The organism is Lacibacter luteus (assembly GCF_004118265.1).
Taxonomy (GTDB): domain Bacteria; phylum Bacteroidota; class Bacteroidia; order Chitinophagales; family Chitinophagaceae; genus Lacibacter; species Lacibacter luteus.
In genome coordinates this window covers 107,488-123,191 of record NZ_SDHW01000002.1, presented here as the reverse complement: position 1 = coordinate 123,191, position 15,704 = coordinate 107,488, and the positions used below count along the sequence as shown (strand labels likewise).

The following is a 15,704-nucleotide window of genomic DNA, read 5'->3' as shown; positions in this document are numbered from 1 at the left end:
TACAATATAACCGTAACTGATTTTTTTGATGCGTTTGAATAGAAATTTATCACTGCTTCTTCTGCTTTGCATTGGCTTTACAATCAATCTGGCTGCTCAGCAAACCGACACAACGAAACCTGTTTCTGTAGATCCGGAATTGGAAGCGATCATGAACTCGAGGGTTCCAAAAGAGTACAATATTGCAGGTATCACCGTATCCGGCTCCAAAACATTCGACTCTGCATTGCTGGTGTCTATTACCGGAATTGCGGTAGGCGATAAAGTGTATTTGCCCGGTGGGGATCTTTTCAGCAAGGCCATTGCAGCAATCTGGAAGCAACAGTACTTCGATGATGCGGCTATTTATATTACCCGTGTAGATGGCAAGGATATTTACATCGAAATAAGTGTTACCGAACGTTCACGCCTCGGCAACTTCTTTTTCAAAGGCATTAAAAAAGGAGAAGAAGATGAGTTGAAAGAAAAGGTAGGACTTACCCCCAATAAAGTAATTACAGAAAACCTGCGGTTAACAAGTATAGAGCGTATTGAAAAATTTTATACCGAAAAAGGTTTCCGCCAGGTAAGTGTAGCGATCTCCGAAACAAAAAATGCAGTTAATCCCAACTTCCTCGATCTTACCTTCAACATTACTAAAGGAAGAAAAGTTAAGATTGAAGAAGTGTTTATTTCCGGTAACGAAGTTGTAAGTGATCTGAAGCTGAAGAAGCAACTGAAAGGAACAAAGGAGAAATTGCGTTTAACACTGCACCCCGAAGGAGAGAAGCCTGTTTACGGAGGAAAGGATTCGGTAACGTTTAAGCAGTTTATGAAAGATTGGGGTTTTATGTCGCTTTCGAAAGTGAGGGATTATGTAGATCCCTGGTTCCGCTTAAAATTCTCAGCTGCCAAATTTAACCAGAACAAATACGTAGAAGATAAAGAGAAGCTGCTTAATTATTATAACTCGTTGGGTTATCGAGATGCAACGATTGAAAAAGACACTACCTATTACAATAGCAAGGGTAATCTTATAGTTGAATTAAAAGTTGACGAAGGTCGCCAATACTATTTTGGTAACATCACATGGAGAGGTAATACAAAGTACACCGATTCAACGCTCAGCAATATTCTCGGTATTCAGAGAGGTGATATTTACAACCTTGAAACATTGAATACAAAGCTGGGTAAACAAATGTCGCAGGAAGGTGGAGATATCAGCGGTTTGTATATGGACGATGGTTACCTCTTCTTCCGTGTAGAACCGATTGAAACAAAAGTGTACAACGATACTATCGATTATGAGATTCGTTTATCTGAAGGTCCGCAGGCAACTATCCGCACAGTAAATATTACCGGCAACGATAAAACAAAAGATTATGTTATCCGTCGTGAGTTGCGTACCGTGCCGGGCGAAAAATTCAGCAGAAGCGATATGATCCGTTCTATCAGGGAACTGAGTGCGCTGAATTATTTTAACCCCGAAAAAATCAACCCGAATCCTGTTCCTAATCCGGATGATGGTACGGTGGATATTAACTACTCACTCGAAGAAAAATCGAGCGATCAATTAGAGTTGAGTGCGGGTTGGGGTGGTTATATCGGTCTTACAGGTACCTTAGGTATTACCTTCAATAACTTCTCAACAAAAAATATTTTAAAGAAAGATTCCTGGAAACCTTTGCCATCAGGCGATGGACAAAGACTTTCATTACGTATCCAATCGAATGGTCCTTCATTCAGCTCGCAAAACTTTTCGTTTAGTGAGCCATGGTTAGGCGGTAAGAAAAGAAACAATCTTACACTTAGTTTATTCCGCACAAAGCTTGCTAATGCATTCGACCCATTAACAGGTATGCCATTGCGCCAACGTGCAAACGATCAGTACTTAAGTACATTCGGTGCAACTGTTTCATTGGGTAAACAATTGAAATGGCCCGATGATTTCTTTAACCTCATCTTCTCTATAAACTATACCAAGTATAAATTAAAAGAGTACCAGCTTTTCCCTGAGATCAAGAATGGTAATTCGAACAACGTAAACTTGCGTATACAGCTGATCCGTTCAAGTGTAGATCAGCCAACATTCCCACGTTCGGGTTCTACCTTCTCCTTAACAGGAACGTTTACGCCACCATGGAGTTTGTTCCGTGATGTTAGCAAATACACCGATCCTGCAGAGAAATATCGTTTGGTAGAATATCACAAATGGCGCATGAACTACGAATGGTTTATCCCGATCGGTAAACCGGCAGGCTCAGAAAAGAACCGCCAGTTTGTATTAAAAGCAGCAGCTAAATTTGGATTCCTAGGTCGCTATAACAAAAACATGGATCTTTCTCCGTTCGAACGTTTCCAGGTAGGCGATGCAGGTATGCAGAATAACTTTGGTATTATTGGTTTCGATATCATTGCACACAGGGGCTACCCGGTGTACGATAACTCAAATCCAAGAGTTAATAATTCCAATCAAACTTCGGCTAACCAGTTCTTTACTATTTTTAATAAGTACAGCATGGAGTTGCGCTATCCGTTAAGTACCAATCCAAGCAGTACCATTTTTGGTTTGGCATTTTTCGAAGCAGCAAACGGTTGGTACAATGTAAAAGACTACAATCCGTTTAAATTACGTCGCAGCGCAGGTTTAGGTATGCGCTTCTTCCTGCCAATGTTTGGTTTGTTGGGCTTTGATTATGGTGTTGGTTTCGACCGTACTTATCCCGGTGCAAGGTTTAGAGATTTAACACGCTTTACCTTTATGCTTGGTTACGAACCGGAATAAACAACTTCCGGCTTGCAGAATACATCATGTATAAAAACAATTGTATGAAATGCCCATAATCCAATACTTATCAACAGGAGAAGAAGATTATTGGGGCATACTATGTGGCCATAAAAATCAGCCGGAAACCGGCGAATTAAAAAAATAAGCACATGAAAAAGATCCTTTTTGCCGCACTTGTATTTACACTTACAGCTTTTAGTGCAAATGCACAACGCTATGCGATTATTGATACCAAGTACATTCTGGATAAAATACCGGAGTACAAGGATGCAAATAAGAAGCTGGAAGAAATGGCTGATGCATGGCAAAAAGAAATTGATTTGTTGCAGGCCGATCTGGATAAAATGTATCGCCAGCTCGAAACAGAAAGGGTAATGTTAACCCCCGAGCTGCTGAAAAAAAGAGAAGACGAAATTTTTAATAAAGAGAAAGCAGTTCGTGATTTACAACGCCGTCGTTTTGGTTTCGAAGGAGACTACTTCCGCAAAAAGCAGGAACTGGTGAAACCCATACAGGACAAGGTTTACAACGCTGTACAACGTTTGGCAACAGAAAGATTATACGACTTTATTTTGGACAAAAGTGAAGGAATTACCGTTATATTTGCCGACCCTAAACTGGACAAAAGCGACGATGTGCTGAAAATCCTGGGTGTTAAACTTTAATAAAAACCCATGTGCACACACAACCATTGAAGGGAGTAAGCACACTTTATTTAAAACAAAAAAGAAAAATGAAAAAGATTATTGTTCTGGCAGTTGTAGCAATCATGGGAACCGCTGCAACAGTGAATGCTCAAAAGATCGGCCACATCAACACCAACGATTTGTTGATGGCGATGCCCGAAACAAAAAAGGCTCAGGAAAAACTGAAAAACACACAGGATTCTTTGAACGTTGTGTATGGCCAGTTAATTAAAGAGTACCAGGAAAAAGATAGCGTTATTCGTGCTGACTCAGGTAAATGGACTCCTGCTATCAAACAAATCCGTTTTAAAGAATTTCAGGATTTAGCTGATGCAGTTCAAAACTATTCTACACAGGCACAACAATACCTGCAACAAAAAGAACAAGATTTTTTTGCTCCTGTACAAAAAACAGCAATTGATGCTATCCAAGCAGTTGCTAAAGCAAACGGTTATGCATACGTACTTTCAAGAGATGCTTTATTAGTAGTGCCTACAACAGACGATCTGTTGCCATTGGTGAAAAAGTATTTGAAAATACCTGATGCTCCGGCAGCAAAATAAGTTTAATCGACTATGATATTGATCCCGCTGTTTTACAGCGGGATTTTTTTTGTGCTTACATTAGCGTTATGCATTCTGGACCAATTGGCATTTTCGATTCCGGTTACGGTGGTTTAACTGTAATGAAAGAAATTGTGCAGCAGCTACCACAGTACAATTATATCTACCTCGGCGATAATGCCCGTGCACCTTATGGCACCCGTAGTTTTGAAACGGTATATCGTTACACATTAGAGTGTGTGGAATGGTTTTTTAAACAAGGTTGCCCCTTGGTTATTCTTGCCTGCAATACCGCCTCTGCAAAAGCATTACGCAGCATTCAGCAAAACGATTTACAGCATCTCAATCCCGATAACAGAGTGTTGGGAGTTATTCGTCCAACAGCAGAAGTAATCGGGCAATACAGCGAAACAAAGAATGTAGGTGTGCTGGCAACTGTAGGCACCGTGCAATCGGGTTCTTATGAAATAGAGATCACTAAGTTTTATCCGGAAATAAACGTGTATCAACAGGCTTGTCCCATGTGGGTGCCGTTGATTGAAAACAACGAGCATGAAAATGCAGGTGCTGATTATTTTGTAAAAGAATATGTTGATGCGTTGGTACAACAATCGCAGGGCATTGATACGGTGTTGTTGGGTTGTACGCATTACCCATTATTACAGCAAAAGATCAAAGCCGTTTTACCTGACGGGGTTACATTATTATCGCAAGGCAAAATTGTAGCCGAAAGTCTGGCCGATTATCTGCAGCGCCACCCGGAAATGGAGGATCGGCTTTCGAAAGACGAGAGCCGAAAATTTTTTACCACCGATTCGGTAGCTGATTTTGACAGACATGCCGGGTTGTTTTATGGGGTAGAAGTTCGTTCTGCTCATGTGGAGCTTGGAAAGTAGAGCAGCCAGCAAGTCTTTCCCCTCCCGAGAGGGGAAACGTAGGTTGTTGCACAGTGGAGTAACAAAAGGGGTGGGTTGAAGATAGATGTACTGAACGCACAAGGGATTGCGACGCAACCCACGATGCCAGTTGTACAACAGCCGGTACCGAAATTTTCTTCTTTCAAACCCTCTGTTTTCAGGCATTTTCCCCTACCTTTGCCGTCCTTTCACAAACAGCGGGAAGTGGTGTTCTCACTGAGTGGCTTGAAATTTCCGGTTTCTCCCCGGTATTTTTAAAGAAGTAAAACAGAATAAAATGGCACAAAAACGTACATACCAACCTTCGAAGCGTCGCAGAAAAACCACACATGGTTTCCGTAAGCGTATGCAGGATGCTAATGGCCGCAAGGTATTAGCAAGCCGCCGTGCAAAGGGTCGTCATAAGCTCACTATCTCTGATGAGCGTGGCGCTAAGAAATAAGCACTTGTAATTACAAGATATTTTGAGTCCCGACTTTCCGGTCGGGACTTTTTATTTTTACAACATTGGAAAAGCAACGATATACATTAGGCAAACAGGAGCGGATGAAAAGCCGCAAACAGATCGAACACCTGTTTAAAGCGGGTAAAACGCTTTCTGCACAACCCCTGCGTGTGTATTATGTGTTGCAACCTTTACCCACAGGTGAAAATTCGTTGTTGTTTGGTGTTGCAGTTGGCACCAAGCATTTTAAAAGGGCAGTGCATCGTAACCGGGTTAAACGATTGATTCGTGAAGCATGGCGATTGCAAAAGAATGCTTTGCAACAGCAATTGCAGGAAAGTGCTTTGCAGATGCATGTGTTTGTGCTCTACACAGGAAAAGAACTGCCTGATTATGAATTGATCTATGCGAAGACAGGCATAGCTTTGCAAAAACTCGAAGAAGTTCGTGTGCAGTCAGCATCTTAATACTACATCCTCACCAAAAGAAAACAGAATAAAAACTATTCTGAGTTTTCCGTTTATACTGCTCATCAAATTCTATCAATACGTTATCAGTCCGGCTATTGGGCCTAAATGCAGATATACACCCACCTGCAGCCAATATGGTTTGCAGGCTTTTAAAAAATACGGTCCCATTAAAGGTTTCTGGTTAACTGTAAAACGTGTAAGTAAATGTCATCCATGGGGTGGTAGTGGTTACGACCCGCTTCCCTGATCAAAGATGTAAGCCATCACTGCTTCATCTACATATTGATCTTTGCTTTTTAAGTACGTGTATTTCTTCAACACACCTTCGTGATGAAAGCCTGCTTTTTGGTAAAGCTGAATCGCTTTTGTGTTGCTGGTGGCAACCGTTAATTCAATACGTAGGTATCCCTGCTGTTTGGCAAAAGCAATGATCTCTTCCATCATTTGCAATCCAAATCCTTTGCCGGCTTCTTCAGGATCAATAGCTACACCACCGAGATAAGCAATATGTGCATTGCGAAACCGCTGCGGCATTAATTTAAACATACCAATGTCTTCATCCAGTTCCTCAAAAATATACAGCACGCCTTTGTGCTGCAGTTCGTTAAACACATCATGAAAATCTTCCTGTTGCATGTATTCGTACAACAGATAAGGATTCACCTGCGGGTGCATATACAGGTAATAGAGAAAATGAAAATCGGAAGAAGTGGCTTTGCGGATCATCTTCTTTTGATTGGGACTGTGAAATTACTACTTTGCACAGGAACCATACCACAATCAATGGCAAAAGAAAAAACACGTTGCAGCTGGTGCTTGAAAGATGATCTGTACAAAGCTTATCACGATGAAGAATGGGGTAAGCCCCTGCACGACGACAATAAACTATTTGAACTGCTTTGCCTCGAAGGAGCACAGGCGGGTTTAAGCTGGCATACTGTATTGAAGAAGCGTGAAAACTACCGCAAAGCTTTTGATGGATTTGATGCAAAGAAGATGGCAAAGTACAGCGATAAGAAAAAAGAAACGCTGCTGCAGGATGAAGGCATTATCCGCAACCGTTTAAAAGTAAATGCATTTGTAGTAAATGCGCAGGCCTTTCTTGCAATACAGAAAGAGTTTGGAACATTTGACAAATACATCTGGCAATTTGTTGGTGGAAAACCAATTGTAAACAATGTGCGTTCGCTTGGCGATGTACCTGCAAAAACAAACCTGTCTGATGCAATGAGTAAAGACTTGTTGAAACGTGGATTTAAGTTTGTTGGTTCTACCATTTGCTACGCCTTTATGCAGGCAAGCGGTATGCTGAATGATCATGTAAATGATTGTTGGAAGAAAAAGCCATGAGCGAAGTCGAGAATGACGATACAAAAAAATAAAAAGCCGTTTCACAAAATGAAACGGCTTTGTTTATTGGCAGAACTTCTATTCTTATTTACCGAAACGTTCAGCTACTTTGCTCCAGTTAACTACGTTCCAGAAAGCGCCTAAATAATCAGCACGGCGGTTCTGATATTTTAAGTAGTAAGCATGTTCCCAAACATCAACGCCAAGGATCGGTGTGCCTTTTACTTCAGCAACATCCATCAACGGATTATCCTGGTTAGGAGTTGAGCTAACTTCAAGTTTACCATCTTTAACGATCAACCATGCCCAGCCGCTTCCGAAACGTGTCATACCTGCTGCTGCAAATTTTTCTTTAAATGCATCAAACGAACCGAATGCTGCTGTAATTGCATCAGCCAATGCACCTGTTGGTGTACCACCTGCATTTGCTGCCAATGATTCCCAGAAGAAAGTATGGTTCCAGTGACCTCCACCGTTATTGCGTACAGCAGGCGAAATGCTTCCCGCAGCTGCAACCAGTTGCTCCAGCGTTTTGCCTTCGTGTTCTGTACCTGCAATTGCTTTGTTGAGATTATCAACATAAGCCTGGTGGTGTTTACCGTGATGTATCTGCATAGTAGTGGTATCGATATGGGGTTCCAATGCATCATGTGCATAAGGAAGAGGTGCTAATGTAAATGCCATGTTCTTGAATTTAAGATTTACGAAATTGTTTATGGAGAACAAATGTACAAACAGATCGTTTACAATTTCGATTGATTAAGCTTACGAAGATTAGCATGCTGTTAAATAAAGAAAGGAATGCAATTGCATTCCCTATCTCCTTTAAGGACATTCGGGGTTTATGGCGAACAGTAGTCGTAAATACGATCCTCCGCTTCGTAATAGCTTAACCAGAAGTCACGCACATTTACCTGCATTAAAGTGCCACGGGTTCGGTTGTAAACCTGAACCGGTCCCCAATGGCTGAAGTCGCCATACAACACATCGCCATTAAAAGGTCGCAACGACCAGCTTTCAATTATCGCATAGCCATTACGTGTTTCCACAACAAAGTAGTTGCAGCTGCTACTGCTGAAAACAACAATACCTTTTTCTTTTTGCAGCCATTGCGATTCATCAATATAACCTGTTCCTAAATCGCTTTTGCGACAGGCTGTAAGGAACAGCAGGCTGATTGCAATAAAACCAAGTATCTTCTTCATAGCTAACCTGTTTACAACAATTAGATGAAGAGGAGATGTTGAAGTTGTAAATGCCTGTAACAAGATTTTGTTAAAGCAGTAATGGTTTTACTTTTTCAGCCGGTTGAGTTTCTTTCCTTTCTCGGTAAAGGTTTCAACAATGCCTTTTGTTTCCAGATCGAGACGGATGGAGATAGTGTACCAGGGAATTGACTTTTTAAAGTCGGGCATTTTTTTACGGATGATCTTCACCACATCATCTGTAAGTTCTGTAAAGGTTTTGCCTTTGCTTCCTTTAAGACTTTGGAGAATGGCTGCTTTTACCGGTTTGTAAATAGCCGCATCGAAGTTGCATTCTGTTCCTGTTTGCGGATGCGTAACAACTACTTTTTTAGAAACAGCCTTTGCCATATTTATCGCATTTGTTTAAAAAAATCTTTCATCAGCTGTGCACATTCCTCTTTCAACACACCTTGTGTTACTTCTGCTTTCTGGTGAAAAGGATTCTCCTCTTTTGCAATACGCTTGTGCCCGTTCTTTTCATCATCGGCGCCCCAAACAATACGGGTGATCTTGCTCCAATACAAAGCGCCGGCACACATTAAACAAGGCTCAACAGTAACATACAAAGTAGCATCGGGTAAATACTTTGCACCAATATGACTGAATGCAGAAGTTAATGCAATCATTTCGGCGTGTGCAGTAGGATCGTTTAATTTTTCTACTTCATTATGTCCACGTGCAATAATTTTTCCATTAGTAACAACTACAGCACCAATAGGCACTTCACCTTCATCAAAAGCAATACGTGCTTCTTTTAATGCCTGTTGCATAAAATATTCATCACTTCTTGGCTGTAAAATATCCATACGGCAAAATTGCAACTATTTTACTGTAGGCTTATCTAATTTTTCTTTGCGGCGTTGTTCAAGCAAAAAGTCTGTACCAAACGTAAGCTTTTTTGCAGCCGGCGATTTTTCGTTGATGATGCGCCAGAAGGGAGCAATCTTACTGATTGCTTTTCCCTTTTCATATTCCTCGTACGCAGCTTCGGCAACAATGCGTACAAAAATACCACTGGTAATAGGGCAGGTCTTATCAGCATGGTATTCGGCTGCAAGATCTTTCCGCATCTGTGCCAGCGAACCTTCTTTTCCTTTAGGAATATGGCGAATGTATTCATCAACGATCAACGGTGTTGCCACCAGCATCTTTTCGCCTTTTTTCATGTCGGCAAAATCTTTATCAATTACTTCTACTTTCAACTCGTTACTGATATCTCTTTTTTCGATCCAGGTTTTACGTTTGTACGCACACATAATTTGTAATTAGAATGAAAAGATACAGCAGCTGCCAACGGTAAACAAGAATGTTTATCAGTTGCAGAAACGATGCTTTTCTGCGATGTGTTGATTAGATGCGTAATTTTAAAGATGCAGACAGCTGTGTAAGTCAGCTGCAAATAACGATTGTTTAAAGCAATAACAGCAATACATGAATGCCTATCAAAACATATACGCTGCACAGAAAGCATTTTTTAAATCGGGTGCAACAAAGCCTTTGGCTTTTCGTAAACAGCAATTAAAAAAACTGGATGCGGTATTGCGTGCCAACGAGGAACTGATTAACGAAGCATTGTATAAAGATCTTCGTAAACATCCGCAGGAAGTGTACATGACGGAAACAGGTGCTGTGTATGAAGAAATAAAAGTGCAGCTGAAGAATATGCAAAACTGGATGCGACCAAAGACCGTTCCGTCGTCTTTGTTTTTATTTCCTGCTGTATCAAAAATTTATGCAGAGCCCGTTGGAAATGTTTTGATCATTTCGCCATGGAATTATCCCATTCTGTTAACCCTGCGTGGAGTGGCGGGTGCAATGGCAGCTGGCAATACAGCGCTTATCAAACCATCTGAGTTGAGTGCACATACTGCTGCTGTAATGGAAAAGATCATCAACGAAAATTTTGATCCCGGTTATTTGCATGTGATCAATGGTTATGGTGCTACTGTTGTGCCTGAATTGCTGGAGCATTTTCATTTCGATCATGTAATGTTTACCGGCAGTACCGCTGTTGGTAAAAAAGTAATGGAGATGGCAGCAAAACAGTTGTCGCCTGTTACGTTGGAACTGGGTGGAAAAAGTCCCTGCATTATTGCACCCGATGCAAATATTGCCGTTGCGGCAAAACGTATTGTGTGGGGTAAATTAATTGCCTGTGGCCAAAGCTGTGTAGCGCCTGATTACCTGGTTGTACACGAATCGGTAAAAGACAAGATGGTATTGGCTATTATTGCTGAGTTTGAAAAAGGATTTGGTACCAATCCGCAACAGCACGATAGCTATCCACGTCTTATTAATAAACGACGCTTTGAAGCAGTGAAACGTTTTCTGAGCGATGGAACAATTATTTATGGCGGACAAACAGACGAATCCGATCTGTTTATTGCACCAACTATTCTCGATAACATTACTCCCGATGCAAACATTATGCGGGAGGAAATTTTTGGCCCGATATTACCGGTATTTACTTACAGCAACAATGAAGAAGTAGTGGACCTTGTTGAAAAGAATCCTTATCCGTTGGCCTTGTATGTATTTACCGGCAGCAAGCAAACCGAAAATTATTTTATTGAACACATTCGGTTTGGTGGTGGCGGCATTAACGAAACAATTCTGCAGCTCGGCAACAGCGAATTACCATTTGGCGGTGTAGGTTACAGCGGGCATGGAGGGTACTTAGGAAAACATTCCTTCGATACATTTACAAATTATAAAGGCGTAGTAAAAAGATATACATGGATGGAACCTGCTTTTCGACATGCACCATTTAACAACGGCAAAACAAAGCTGTGGCGTTATTTGTTAGGTAGAAAGTAAAAGCAATGTAAGCGGCATGATCAAAAAAACAACGATAACAGTTTTGATAGCGCTGGGTTGCTTTGCAGTGTATGTATTTGTTATAAACAGAAATAGTAAAGACATGACGATAAGACAAAAAGTATTAAAAACAGTGTATCCAATTTTTATGTGGATGAAAGGAAAGGATGCAAAAATTCTGGAGAATGAACACAAGGCGCCAACAGTGGCTTTTCATTCATTAAAAGCAACGATGAGTAATGGCATAGTTTACGACTTTGCCCAACTAAAAGGAAAGAAAGTGTTATTGGTAAACACGGCCAGCAATTGTGGTTATACCGGCCAGTACGATGATCTGCAAAAGCTACATGAACAATTCGGCAAAGAGTTAGTGATACTCGGGTTTCCTGCAAACGATTTTAAAGAGCAGGAAAAAGGAACCGATGATGAGATTGCGCAATTCTGTAAAGTAAACTTTGGTGTTACATTTCCGTTGATGAAAAAAACTACGGTAGTAAAATCGGGTGAACAAAACGAAGTGTACCAATGGCTTTCCGATTCAACAAAAAACGGATGGAACAATAAGCAACCCTCCTGGAATTTTTCGAAATACCTTGTAAACGAGCAAGGCATTCTTACGCATTATTTCGATCCTTCTGTTTCGCCGTTAAGCGATGAGTTGCTGCATGAATTAAAAACAAAACAATGAGTGAAGAGCACAGCAGCCTGAAACTCGAAATTGCCAACAGCATTACACATGGCATTGGTATTTTGTTTGGCATTGCTGCTCTGCCGGTTTTAAGTGCTTTGGCGGCAACAAAAAACCATACGGTTGCAGTTGTTGGGGCAGCAGTGTATGGATTCTCTTTTTTGCTCGTATTTACTTTTTCAACATTGTATCATGCCTTTCAAAATCCACGGGTAAAGAAAGTATTGAATGTGTTTGATCACATCAGCATCTATTTTTTAATTGCCGGAACATACACGCCTTTTCTGCTCAATTACATGATGAATGTAACGGGTATTACTTTGTTGAGCGTGTTGTGGGGATTAACTATTGTTGGTATTGTGTTTAAACTGTTTTTTACCGGTCGTTTCAACTATGCATCAACCGCTGTTTACATTGCTATGGGTTGGATATTGTTGTTTGGTGGGCGTAGTTTTTTTGCTGCTATTCCGTGGCCGGTGTTAACCATGATCATTATCGGCGGTGTTTTGTACACAGTTGGTACTTTGTTTTATTTGTGGGAGAAGTTGTATTACCATCATGTTATCTGGCATTTGTTTGTATTGGCAGCAGCAATTTGTCATTATGTTGCTGTACTATTAATGATTTGATTGCTTTACTGAAAAGTAAAATGCACCAACCATCGTCTCTTTAATTATATATGAACCTCATTCCTACACATAATCCTTTGCTGCCGTTTATTAAAGATAACTGGCAAGGTAATTTACTCAACGAAAAGCAGCAATACATCAATCTCGACGGACCATCGGAACGGACCTTTAAAGAATTGTTTAAATGGCAGGTAGAAAAAAATCAACTGAAACCATTAAAAAAACAACAACAACCAAATGTTGATGTTGTGCAAAGCAGATTTATAACACAAAACAGAGATAATGGGTTTGTTTGGCTTGGGCATGCGAGTTATCTTTTTACATTAGAAGGAAAGCACTTTCTTATTGACCCGGTGTTGTACAATGTTGGTCCGTTAAAACGTTTTACTGCTTTACCTTGCGAAGTAGCGGAGTTGAAGCACATTGATTATATTCTTCTTTCGCACAACCATCGTGATCATGCGGATAAAAAAAGTATGCAGCAGATATGTGCATTAAACCCTTCAGCAATTATTCTTACGGGCTTAAATATTTCTTCGCTGTTGCGTAGCTGGAAAATAACGAACCCTATTATTGAAGCAGGATGGTATCAACAATACCGCTTAGATACAGATGTGCAGGTAACTTATCTTCCGGCAAAGCATTGGAGCCGGCGAGGATTAACCGATATAAATAATATGTTATGGGGAAGCTTTATGCTGCAATCCAAAACACGAACAATTTACTTTGGTGCAGATAGCGGCTTAGGTAAACATTTTGAAGAAATTGGCCGCATGTTTCCGGGTATTGATTACGCAATGCTGGGCATTGGTGCATATAAACCCGAATGGTTTATGGGTACAGCTCATACAAGCCCGGCTGATGCATTGATTGCCTTGCAGCAAATAGGCGCAAAGAATTTAGTGCCTATGCATTTTGGAACTTTTGATTTAGGAGATGAGCCTTTGTTTTATCCCAAACAGGAATTAATTCAATTGCAGGGACAGCAGAATATCAATGCTGTGTTGCATTTATCTATTGGACCAAAGCACTTGTTTTAATAAGAATTAATGTGATGACACGGCTTTCAGTCCAACAATAGAAGCAATAAGTGTGGTAATAAAAAACAGTCGCCAGAAGTCGGCGGGTTCTTTAAAGAAAATAATTCCCATCAATACGGTGCCTACTGCACCAATCCCTGTCCATACAGCATAAGCTGTACCAATTGGCAATGTTTGTGTGACTTTGTATAATAACAGCATACTGATGCTGAGGCAAACAAAGAAACCGATCATCCAGTAAACAGATGCTGCACCGCTTACAGTTCTTGCTTTGCCAAGACAGGTTGCAAATCCTACTTCAAATAAACCAGCAATGATGAGAAGAATCCAGTTCATGATTGATGAATGAGCTGCAAAGATATTTGATGATAAGGAATGAGCTGTTGTTGCAAAAAAAATGACGGCCTAAGCCGTCATTTTTACAAAGTATAATCAGAGTTATTATTTCGGATTTTTTACCGGAGCACTTCCCGAAACAGGCGGGTTGTACACAAGTTCATTATCCGGAACATCCCAATAATCGAGGAAGTTGTATTCGATCGTTGCATTTGTGTTTACGCCACCGCTGCCCGATATTACAACAGCACCTGTTCTGCCACCACCTTGTGAAACAGGGTTGATGATACCTAAACGGCGTGCATCGTAAAACGATAAGCCAATAAACGGCAATGCTACTCTTCTTTCTCTGCGAAGTTCTTCTTTAGCCTGTGCAAGTGTAAGGCTTGTACCTGCTACAGCTGTTAAGCCTGCACCCTGTGAATTACGAACAACATCAATGAGCAAAAGACCTGCCTCAATGCTTCCTGTATTAATAAGCGCCTCTGCTTTCATCAGGTCATTTTCTTCGTAGCTGCCGGCAAGAAAAATTTCCTCTGCACCTGCATCTGTATTTGTATACACTTTAACACCTGCCATGCCGTTACCTTTATTAATTAAACGGTAACGTGTGTTGAATGCCTGGCCTCTGTCGCCATTACCAATCCAGGTAGTGGTTTGTGAAATGTTATTTGCCAAACGCTTATCACCTGTTTTAAATTCCTGTACAAAACGCTCACTCAATTTGTACGTGTTGCCACCTGCAAGTACATTCTGCACCTTCGATGCTACAGTACCCGAAGTAGGTGAAAGAAAATCTCCGGCTGTATTTGAACGGCCTGTGAAAACTTTATCAGCAGCAAGAATACCTGCATTTGTAAGCGTAAGAACCGATGCCCATTGCTGTGGCGTCATGCTTGAAGCAGGAGTGTTCACCAAAATGTTTCGTGCTTTTAATGTGTTTACATTTCTCTTCCACATATCGACGGTTAAAATGCCGCCTTTGCCAACCTGGCAAAAACTTGGAACAAGTTTACCAAACACTTCGTTGTAAGCCGTTGTGCTTGTTACAGTGTTTAAAGTAGTAGCACAAAGATCCAACTGTTTATTAGACTCTGCAATAATGGCTTCTTTTGTAACATAGTTACCATTAGTGCCATTAGGATCGTTATTGATAATACCTGCGTAATAAATAGAGCCGATTCTTGAGTATGCAAAACCTTTCCACCAATAAGCCCATGCCTGAATGGTTGCTTTTTTCGTTGCTGCTTCTGAAAGAAATGTGGCTTTATCTGCAGTTTCTAAAATGCTGTTACACGCTTTTATCATTGCATACATATAAGCCCATTCATAAAAGAGCGTGTTTTGTCCCTGGTTACTGTTGGTGTTGATCAACCTGATCAATGCTTTCTGTGTATTAGGTGCATTGGGGTTTAATATAACGGTGCCGTTATCAAGTGTTACTTTATCGGGGCAACCGATCTGGTTGATAAATGCGTTCGCTGCTTCAACCTGTATCGCATCACCCATCATTTCATGAAAGCCGATAGCGCCCGACCAGAAAAAGCCGTAAACACCATCAGAATATTTAAGATTGATAAAGCCGTTTCTGTAAATACCTCCTTGAGAAAGAGCAATAATGCCAGCCTCTGTATAAGCGCTTTCAGGTACTGGTTGATTCGGATTTTTTACATCCAGTTGCTTAGCACAGGAGCTGATAACCCCGACAATTATGTATATGCTTAATATATATTTTACTTTTTTCATGTT

The 15,704-nt window shown here is 40.8% G+C and carries 20 protein-coding genes; 12 read left to right on the top strand and 8 right to left on the bottom strand.

The features are described from left to right. Positions 1–28 precede the first annotated feature (28 nt). The 7 genes from ESA94_RS08110 (at position 29) to yidD (ending at position 6,095) form a co-directional block, all read left to right on the top strand. The gene (locus ESA94_RS08110) at positions 29–2,764 is read left to right on the top strand and encodes a BamA/OMP85 family outer membrane protein (protein WP_129130384.1); all 2,736 of its coding nucleotides are present in this window, start codon (positions 29–31) and stop codon (positions 2,762–2,764) included. Positions 2,765–2,916: 152 nt separating this feature from the next. After that, the gene (locus ESA94_RS08105) at positions 2,917–3,432 is read left to right on the top strand and encodes an OmpH family outer membrane protein (protein WP_129130383.1); all 516 of its coding nucleotides are present in this window, start codon (positions 2,917–2,919) and stop codon (positions 3,430–3,432) included. Positions 3,433–3,500: 68 nt separating this feature from the next. Then, positions 3,501–4,016 (top strand): OmpH family outer membrane protein, encoded by a 516-nt coding sequence (locus ESA94_RS08100; RefSeq protein WP_129130382.1) that lies wholly within the window; start codon positions 3,501–3,503, stop codon positions 4,014–4,016. A gap of 68 nt (positions 4,017–4,084) precedes the next feature. Then, positions 4,085–4,912 (top strand): glutamate racemase, encoded by an 828-nt coding sequence (murI, locus tag ESA94_RS08095; protein WP_129130381.1) that lies wholly within the window; start codon positions 4,085–4,087, stop codon positions 4,910–4,912. A 298-nt stretch (positions 4,913–5,210) separates the two neighbouring features. Further along, positions 5,211–5,375 carry a 50S ribosomal protein L34 gene (rpmH, locus tag ESA94_RS08090; RefSeq protein WP_129130380.1) on the top strand — a complete coding sequence of 55 codons (165 nt, stop codon included), beginning with the start codon at positions 5,211–5,213 and terminating at the stop codon, positions 5,373–5,375. A 65-nt stretch (positions 5,376–5,440) separates the two neighbouring features. Then, positions 5,441–5,845, top strand: a complete 405-nt coding sequence (gene rnpA / locus ESA94_RS08085) for a ribonuclease P protein component (RefSeq protein WP_262708027.1) — start codon at positions 5,441–5,443, stop codon at positions 5,843–5,845. Beyond that, complete coding sequence (gene yidD / locus ESA94_RS08080) at positions 5,826–6,095, top strand: membrane protein insertion efficiency factor YidD (protein WP_262708026.1); 270 nt, start codon at positions 5,826–5,828, stop codon at positions 6,093–6,095. Before rnpA ends, yidD begins: the two co-directional genes overlap by 20 nt. On the opposite strand, the gene ESA94_RS08075 is transcribed toward yidD, so the two are convergent. After that, positions 6,077–6,574: a GNAT family N-acetyltransferase gene (locus ESA94_RS08075; RefSeq protein WP_129130378.1), complete on the bottom strand. Its 498-nt coding sequence runs from the start codon at positions 6,572–6,574 to the stop codon at positions 6,077–6,079. The genes yidD and ESA94_RS08075 overlap by 19 nt on opposite strands. 57 nt (positions 6,575–6,631) lie before the next feature. On the opposite strand from ESA94_RS08075, the gene ESA94_RS08070 reads away from it, so the two are divergent. Next, entirely contained in the window at positions 6,632–7,198 is a 567-nt protein-coding gene (locus tag ESA94_RS08070) for a DNA-3-methyladenine glycosylase I (RefSeq protein ID WP_129130377.1), read from the top strand. Positions 7,199–7,282: 84 nt separating this feature from the next. Here ESA94_RS08070 and ESA94_RS08065 read toward each other — a convergent pair whose 3' ends face one another. The 5 genes from ESA94_RS08065 to ESA94_RS08045 form a co-directional block, all read right to left on the bottom strand. Then, positions 7,283–7,882: a superoxide dismutase gene (locus ESA94_RS08065; protein WP_129130376.1), complete on the bottom strand. Its 600-nt coding sequence runs from the start codon at positions 7,880–7,882 to the stop codon at positions 7,283–7,285. Between the two features lie 158 nt (positions 7,883–8,040). Beyond that, positions 8,041–8,403, bottom strand: a complete 363-nt coding sequence (locus ESA94_RS08060) for a hypothetical protein (RefSeq protein WP_129130375.1) — start codon at positions 8,401–8,403, stop codon at positions 8,041–8,043. Positions 8,404–8,490: 87 nt separating this feature from the next. Further along, positions 8,491–8,793: a DUF6958 family protein gene (locus tag ESA94_RS08055; protein WP_129130374.1), complete on the bottom strand. Its 303-nt coding sequence runs from the start codon at positions 8,791–8,793 to the stop codon at positions 8,491–8,493. A 2-nt stretch (positions 8,794–8,795) separates the two neighbouring features. Continuing rightward, positions 8,796–9,251, bottom strand: a complete 456-nt coding sequence (locus tag ESA94_RS08050; RefSeq protein ID WP_205755938.1) for a nucleoside deaminase — start codon at positions 9,249–9,251, stop codon at positions 8,796–8,798. 15 nt (positions 9,252–9,266) lie between these two features. Then, positions 9,267–9,701, bottom strand: coding sequence for a hypothetical protein (locus ESA94_RS08045; RefSeq protein ID WP_129130373.1), 435 nt, complete (start codon positions 9,699–9,701; stop codon positions 9,267–9,269). Positions 9,702–9,876: 175 nt separating this feature from the next. On the opposite strand from ESA94_RS08045, the gene ESA94_RS08040 reads away from it, so the two are divergent. Genes ESA94_RS08040 through ESA94_RS08025 form a run of 4 tightly spaced genes read left to right on the top strand, consistent with a single transcriptional unit; the run spans position 9,877 to position 13,619 of the window. Next, complete coding sequence (locus ESA94_RS08040; protein WP_129130372.1) at positions 9,877–11,262, top strand: aldehyde dehydrogenase family protein; 1,386 nt, start codon at positions 9,877–9,879, stop codon at positions 11,260–11,262. A 16-nt stretch (positions 11,263–11,278) separates the two neighbouring features. Then, entirely contained in the window at positions 11,279–11,950 is a 672-nt protein-coding gene (locus ESA94_RS08035; protein WP_240671012.1) for a glutathione peroxidase, read from the top strand. Continuing rightward, positions 11,947–12,579 carry a PAQR family membrane homeostasis protein TrhA gene (trhA, locus tag ESA94_RS08030; RefSeq protein ID WP_129130371.1) on the top strand — a complete coding sequence of 211 codons (633 nt, stop codon included), beginning with the start codon at positions 11,947–11,949 and terminating at the stop codon, positions 12,577–12,579. The genes ESA94_RS08035 and trhA overlap by 4 nt, the downstream gene beginning before the upstream one ends. A 50-nt stretch (positions 12,580–12,629) precedes the next feature. After that, the gene (locus ESA94_RS08025) at positions 12,630–13,619 is read left to right on the top strand and encodes an MBL fold metallo-hydrolase (protein WP_129130370.1); all 990 of its coding nucleotides are present in this window, start codon (positions 12,630–12,632) and stop codon (positions 13,617–13,619) included. A gap of 6 nt (positions 13,620–13,625) precedes the next feature. Here the strand turns inward: ESA94_RS08025 and ESA94_RS08020 are convergent, their stop codons facing one another. Continuing rightward, the gene (locus ESA94_RS08020) at positions 13,626–13,955 is read right to left on the bottom strand and encodes a DMT family transporter (protein ID WP_129130369.1); all 330 of its coding nucleotides are present in this window, start codon (positions 13,953–13,955) and stop codon (positions 13,626–13,628) included. A gap of 105 nt (positions 13,956–14,060) precedes the next feature. After that, positions 14,061–15,701, bottom strand: coding sequence for a RagB/SusD family nutrient uptake outer membrane protein (locus ESA94_RS08015; RefSeq protein WP_129130368.1), 1,641 nt, complete (start codon positions 15,699–15,701; stop codon positions 14,061–14,063). Positions 15,702–15,704 lie beyond the last annotated feature (3 nt).